We start from the raw sequence: 6,822 nt of genomic DNA on the forward strand, positions 1-6,822 counted from the left end.
TACACGGTGTTTTTTGTACCACGGGGTCTCACGGGGTTTGGCACGGCGTTACACGGTGTTTTTTGTACCACGGGGTCTCACGGGGTTTGGCACGGCGTTACACGGTGTTTTTTGTACCACGGTATTATTACTCCGTGCGACACCGTGGTATTATTACTCCGTGAGACACTGTGGTATATTTACTCCGTGTAACACCGTGGTATATTCCCCCGTGCGACACCGTGGTATAACTCCTTAGTTTGTCAGTTTTTCAAATATTTTTAAATAATCTTTATATCTATGCTTTTTATCAAAATTGTTTTCAGCACGTGTAGCACATTTTTCAGATAACTCAATTTGATTTAATTTATCCAAACCTTGTATAGCTTTAAGGATACCGCCAACATTCCCTTTTTCCACCACTGCTCCTGTCTCTGCATCAATGGCTTCCGGACTCCCACCAGTATTGTAAGTGATTACCGGCGTACCGCAAGCCAGAGCCTCGATATTGGTCGTCGGGAAATTATCGATATAAGTGGGATTTACAAAAACCATAGCTGTATTGTACCAGCCCACCAATTCCTGAATATTTTCGGTGCGTTCTATCCCTGTTATAGGTTTGGGTAATTGTTCAATTTGTTTTTTTGATAAACCAATAAGCACAATTTTGAAATGTTCCGGTAATTTTTGGCTTAAAGCGATAAAATCATCTAAGCCTTTTCTCCTGTCCCAGGTGCTGGCGACACCAAGAACTATTTTTTTATGATTACTCGGTATCGTCTCCTGTGGTTTGAAGGTGTCTAAATCTATACCATTGTGAATGACCTCGACTGCATAATCTTTTAGAAACGATTTTTTTACGCTGTTAGAAAGCCATTTGCTGGGCGTGACTATCCTTAAGTTTGTAACACCCTTAAATGCTTCCTTTTTATCTTCAAAATTTTGATAACTACGATCTGTAAATGCTTTGGGGTAGTATTTTGTTTTTGGACAATCTTTACAATGGGTTTCCCATTTATGGCAATCTACAACACCATCGTAATACGTGCAGTGGCCTGTAAATGGCCAGCAATCGTGAAACGTCCACAAGACCGGCAGTTGTTTAGTTTTCAGATAATCAAATAAAATTTTGTAATTGATGTAGTACCCGTGAATGTTATGAAGACCAACGACGTCGGGCTTCACCTCATCAACTTTATTTAAGAATTCTTTAGTGGCTTGTGAAGAGCCCAGGCCATGTTTGTCAAATAATAAGGTTTTTAACCCATGCTTATACGTATCCAGGGTTGTTCCTATCTTTATTTTTCTCGATTGACTAGGCCGGTTGCCTCGTCCAAAAGCGATATAACTTTCGTGACCATGTTCAATTAAAACCTTACCTATGTCTTCAGCAATCCGGCCTGTACTTCCTGAATTTACTGCCGTATTAATTTGAAGTATGCGCATGGTTATTTTACAGAGTTAAGAGGGTTTGAAGATTGAGATTCCAGGTTCTGAATTCCAGGTTTCGAATTTTCTTGCCTAGCCCTATCCCGAAATTGTCGGGAGGTGAAATAAATATTAATTCTTTATTGATTGTATGTTATGAGTTCAATTATAGACCCTCAACTTGAGACTTGAAACTTGAAACTTGAAACTAAAATATATCATGTGTCAAGTTCGATACGCTTTACTCTTTTTTCACTCACTTTTTGAATCCTGCTCTGGATCGAATTAAGCCCAAAAGCCATTATTTCTGTAAAAGAAGGGCTAAACTTGTGACCTTAGAGCCGTATTTGGTCTGCCAGGGCAATTCCCCTAATGGCATGACCTTAATATCCGCTCCTTCCCTTACATGTCGCTGCATGGCTAAATAGGGTCCACTATTAAAGTTGTTGTTAGGGTTAGCCGAATCGCCCAGTTTAAAATAATCGTGTAATAAAATTATGCCGTTTGGATTGAGACATTTTAGAGCTTTAGGGACTTCTTTATATACGGTTTGTGCGGAGTGGTCGCCATCTAGAAATATAAAATCGTACTTATCTTGGGGCGTTTGAAAATAGTCTAAAGAATTCTGACTCATGAATTTTGTGGTGATTCCTAAATCCAATTCGTTAAGCAACTCCTGCGGTGATTTTGGACTTTTAAATTTTAGCCAAGGCTTTTCAGCATCGCAATTCACGTCTCTTAAATCCAAGGTTGAAAAGGCGGCTTTGACATCGTGTTTTTTAAAATTATTATCTAAAGCTGAAGCTACATGTACAGTCGATGCCCCAATGTGTGTTCCTACCTCCAGTACAGATTTTGGCTTGAAGTGACTTATAATAAAGAAAAGGGCCTTTCTATCTCCCCGATTTACGCCACCGGTTAGGTCCGGAATTTGTAGGGCCTCTATTTTGTTTTCATAAGACTCCCAGGCCTTCCAAATGGCTTTTTTGCTAAAAATATCATCCGAATTTACACTAGAAGCGGAACGTAAATTTGAGGCGTCAAGCTTTATTTTACTTACCGCATTCAGTTTAAGGGTTTCCACGCGTTCACTGTTTCTAAGGCTTTTTATCTTTGAATATAAAGAATCAGGAAGTATTTTTTTGATGAGTTTTTTAGCTTTCATTACAGCTTTTGAATTTGAGTATGACCGGTTCGTTAACTTTTGGGGTGCAAAATAAATAATTTTTTGATTAAACTATTCTTTTTCAACTAAAGCCATAAAATGCTTATGGAGTTTTTCTAACAAAAATACCATCAACCTGGAGCAACTGGCCTGTCTCAGGATTCGCAAACCCATTTTCAAGAGAAAATAATTGAAATCCCAAGCTGTCGAGGTAATCTATCATTGGCCTGAACAATAGTTCATTCTGGTATAATGGAATAATGGACATTTCGAGTTGAATGATTTTAATGTGCTCTAAAGTGGCTTTTGCGCCATCTATCACCTGTTTTTCGAAGCCCTGCGTGTCGATCTTCAGCATGATGTTATCCTCGTTGTCACACAATTCGTCAAATACAGAATCCAATGTTTTAATTTCAATGTCTTCCACATCAATATATTTAGAATGCGGTGCACTGCTTAAGTGTTCCGGCAACATGTCTAAAATGGAACTGCTGCTTGAATTTTTAGAGACATTGATGGTGTTGGTCTGGTTTTCGTGGCCTAAGGCAAAATTAAAGGCCTTCCATTTTGCATCTTTTCCTGCCAAAGCATGCAGTTTTTCGAAGGCGGTTTTTAAAGGTTCGAATGACCGTATTTTATCCTGATACCCATAACTTCTCATGTAAACCGCAAATTGACCGGTATTCGCTCCAATGTCGAGTATGCAATTGATGTTTTGGCTTTTTATGATCTTCAGGCGTCGCCGAATATCTGCATCAGGATACCTTTTCAACTGAAAGTTGAATTTCTGTAAAAGTTTTTGAATACTATTAATCATAATTCTACTTTGCTATGCCTAGTTTAAATGCTTCAGAAGCGTTTCTGAAAACTTATGCGCAGAGTTCGCTTTTATGAAGGCCTTGCTGTCAAAGTGTTGGGCTTCAATTTTTAGTTTATCAATTGTATTAATGGCATGGATGATCGCGTGTTTAAGAGAAAAACTGTCATTGTAGTTTACAATTCCTTTATACCCCTTGAAGGCTTCTTTATAAAAGCCTTTATCCGGCGCAATTACCACTTTATTGTTGGCCAGGCAATGGTTTACGATTCCGCTCGAATTTTCAACATTCTTATTGGTGATTAGCACCACATCAGATTGTTGCATGTAGGCTGAAAAATCGTCATCCGGCACAAAATCATTTCGTATAGAAATCCTGTTTTGTTCTTTCAGTTGGTGGACCTTAGCGGTAGTAAGGTCTGTATCTCTATTGACCTTCCCAATCAGCAGTAGGTGGACTTTCTCAGCATATGCTGCGTCTAAATTTGAGAAGGCGTCGATGATATCCAATGTGCCTTTGTAGGCGTCTAATTTACCTATTTGCAGGAAGGTTAATGCGGATGGTTTTATAGTATGGTAATTGTAAATATCCAATTTTGAAGGCGATGTTATTCGCACCGGATCGTTGATAAACTCAATTTTGGAAGACCATTCCCTGTAAAAGTTAACCCCTTTTCTATCGTTTAGTAAAAATACCCTGGTACAATTTTTACTAAATAACAGTAATCTCAAATATAGCTCACGTTTAAAAATTGTAAGCCTTTTGGTGTTTTGTTCTCTAAAACGGTAAGGCGAATTAAAAATAATTCCGGAGAAAGTAAACGGGAGTTTTAAAAAAGGGTTTAAAATACTATAATGTCTTAAGATAAGATTAAGGTTAAGAAACAATACATGGTCAAATTGAAATTGTTTATTAACTTTAATTATCTGTTGATATATAAAGTCTGCCATATGTTTGGTACTTTTAAAATGGCTGTACGTTTTTCCCAGGCTTTCCTCAAAAAAATGAATTGATTTATAGATCTCCGTATTTTTCAGATTTTTCAAATGCGGTATGAGCAAAGGCGTTAAAAAAATAATGAAGTCCTCACTTTTATGATCCTTATTGATTTTTTTGAGCACATGTTTTAAATACTCAGGATAATGACCGGAAGTTTGGAATTCAATAATTAAAGTTTTCAAGTTGAATGCTTCAGGTTTATGTGGTTTCAGGATTCCGGGTTTGTTGATTCCAGGTTCCGGGGTTGTTGATTCCAGGTTCCGGGTTTGTTGATTCCTGGTTCCGGGGTTGTTGATTCCAGGTTCCGGGTTTGGTGATTCCAGGCGTTGTCCTGAGTTAATCGAAGGATTTGTTGATTCCAGGTTTCATGCTGTTAATTCCAGATTCTGGGTTTTTTAATTCCAGGTTTCAGGTTTTTCATTCCGGGTTCCGGGTTTCAGGTTTGGTGATTCCGGGTTCTATGCCGAATTGCTTTGGCTTTTGGGAGTTTGGTTTTTGATTAATGCCTGATTTCGATACAATTTTTCTGCGAAAAATCACTCAATCGACGGCATTAATTCGATATAATTTTTCTGCGAAAAATCACTCAATCATCCGGCTTTGATTTGATACAATTTTTCTGTCAAAATTACTTAATCTGACGGATTTGATTTGGTGGGTTCATGATTTTTGGTTTTTTTATTCCAGGTTTCGGGTTTGTAATTCCGGGTTTGTAATTCCGGGTTTTTAATTCCGGGTTTTTTTATTCCAGGTTTTTTAGTAAAGTTCATTGACCAACTTGGAATTTGTGAACTTGGAATTCAATTATTCCTGATTCCAGATTATGTGATTCCAAGTTCCAGGTTCTTTAATTCCAGGCGTTGTCCTGAGTTAATCGAAGGATTTTTTTATTCCAGGTTTCAGGTTTTTTATTCCGGGTTCCATTCCAGGTTTCGGATTCCAGGTTTCTTTCCATCCCGAATCGCAAAGGCTCTCGGGGCTTGGGTTTCAGGTTTTTAATTCGATAATTGCAGGTTTTAGTTCCAATTTTGAACTTTAAACTTAAACCTGAAATTTGTAACATACCCTCTACAACAAGTCATTTCCCAATTGTGAGGACGTCATAAACTCTACCTCCGGCCATTTTGAAGTGATGTTTTTCAACAGCATAGACAACTGTTCCAGTGCTTTGGGCCTGTTTTCCGGATTTAGACCACTCACATAATTTGCCCGATGGGTGCTGATGACTGCAGGGTTTTTGTATTTAAAAGCCTCTTGGATTTGTGCCATCGCATAAGTTACCCAATCCTTAGACTGTGGAGAACTCGGTTCAAACATGACATTTCTGGTGATGACTTTTAAGCCGGCTTTGGTGGTTTTTCCCATCCAAAATAACTTCTTTTGGTACCATTTGTTATCCAAAGGGTTGCTGTGCAGTTTGGGAAGGCCGATGTATTTTATCCCATTGTCTGCTAAGCTCTGGTTTAATCGTAAATCAAACGGGCTGTCAGGTGCCAGGAAATACGTGACGTCGTTATGAAACACGTCTTCTATAATGTTTACGCCTTCTTCTATGTTGGTTTTTAAATCCTCTAATTCGCTATCGTCCTGAATGTTAAATGTTGACCTGTAAGATAGATTTTTATGCTTCGTGAATAATTTGGCTTGTCCCCAGATTCTGTTGTTAAACCCATCGACGACGATCTCATCGTCTTCTTCCAAAGCTCTCATCCATGAATGCACGTGAAGGTGTTCTCTACCGTGAAACCCCAGTTCGATGAGGTTGTCTTTGAGCGCTGAATGGTACCAGTTTAGTAATTGCTCCCCATCTTTACGATTCTTAAAGGTTTCGTCAATCCGTTCGTATTGGTATGCTTTGAAGTCGGCTGCTTCGATGGCTTTAAAATCAGGATTTGCCGGATTCATTAAAAAGGTGAAGCAAGCAGAGTTTGCATGTTTATCTTTAACACTTTTAAGCACTTTCTCTAGGGCCACAACATCTTCATAAGACTCAAAACAATCGTTGTAATGCATCCATTGCCCGGGCTTGGAGTTGGTCATGTAATGGTCTCGAATCCTTTTATTTTTAAACCTAAAACTGCCCCAATCGTCGCTTTCAAAAACGACGATCTTGCGATGGGTTTTTTTACCGATGAGGTGTTTGAGCATTACTATTTGATTCCAGATTCCGGGTTGTTGATTCCAGGTTTGTTAATTCCAGGTTTCGGGTTGTTGATTCCAGGTTTTTTATTCCGGGTTCCGGGTTTTTTAATTCCAGGTTTCAGGTTTTTAATTCCAGGTTCCGGGTTTGTTGATTCCAGGCGTTGTCCTGAGTTAATCGAAGGATTTGGTGATTCCAGGTTTCAGGTTTTTAATTCCAGGTTACGGGTTTTTTAATTCCTGGTTTTTTATTCCGGGTTCCGGGTTTCAGGTTTGGGGATTCCGGGTTCTATG

7 protein-coding genes are annotated in these 6,822 nt (G+C 38.7%); 1 reads left to right on the forward strand and 6 read right to left on the reverse strand.

Annotation, left to right across the window (positions count from 1 at the left end):
• Positions 1-234 precede the first annotated feature (234 nt).
• The 6 genes from VJ937_RS12650 to VJ937_RS12675 form a co-directional block, all read right to left on the reverse strand.
• Positions 235-1,425 (reverse strand): glycosyltransferase, encoded by a 1,191-nt coding sequence (locus VJ937_RS12650; protein ID WP_324067665.1) that lies wholly within the window; start codon positions 1,423-1,425, stop codon positions 235-237.
• 283 nt (positions 1,426-1,708) lie between these two features.
• Positions 1,709-2,572 carry a class I SAM-dependent methyltransferase gene (locus VJ937_RS12655; RefSeq protein ID WP_324067667.1) on the reverse strand — a complete coding sequence of 288 codons (864 nt, stop codon included), beginning with the start codon at positions 2,570-2,572 and terminating at the stop codon, positions 1,709-1,711.
• A gap of 103 nt (positions 2,573-2,675) precedes the next feature.
• Positions 2,676-3,389 carry an FkbM family methyltransferase gene (locus VJ937_RS12660; protein WP_324067669.1) on the reverse strand — a complete coding sequence of 238 codons (714 nt, stop codon included), beginning with the start codon at positions 3,387-3,389 and terminating at the stop codon, positions 2,676-2,678.
• A gap of 18 nt (positions 3,390-3,407) precedes the next feature.
• Positions 3,408-4,340: a glycosyltransferase gene (locus VJ937_RS12665; RefSeq protein WP_324067670.1), complete on the reverse strand. Its 933-nt coding sequence runs from the start codon at positions 4,338-4,340 to the stop codon at positions 3,408-3,410.
• A gap of 681 nt (positions 4,341-5,021) precedes the next feature.
• On the reverse strand, positions 5,022-5,159 hold the full coding sequence (locus VJ937_RS12670) for a hypothetical protein (RefSeq protein WP_324067672.1): 138 nt from the start codon (positions 5,157-5,159) through the stop codon (positions 5,022-5,024).
• 298 nt (positions 5,160-5,457) lie between these two features.
• Complete coding sequence (locus VJ937_RS12675) at positions 5,458-6,429, reverse strand: hypothetical protein (RefSeq protein WP_324067674.1); 972 nt, start codon at positions 6,427-6,429, stop codon at positions 5,458-5,460.
• On the opposite strand from VJ937_RS12675, the gene VJ937_RS12680 reads away from it, so the two are divergent.
• A complete protein-coding gene (locus VJ937_RS12680) occupies positions 6,397-6,765 on the forward strand; it encodes a hypothetical protein (protein ID WP_324067676.1) in 369 nt (122 codons plus the stop codon). The two genes, VJ937_RS12675 and VJ937_RS12680, sit on opposite strands and share 33 nt — an antisense overlap.
• Positions 6,766-6,822 lie beyond the last annotated feature (57 nt).

Source organism: Salinivirga sp. (assembly GCF_035268865.1).
Lineage (GTDB): Bacteria > Bacteroidota > Bacteroidia > Bacteroidales > Salinivirgaceae > Salinivirga.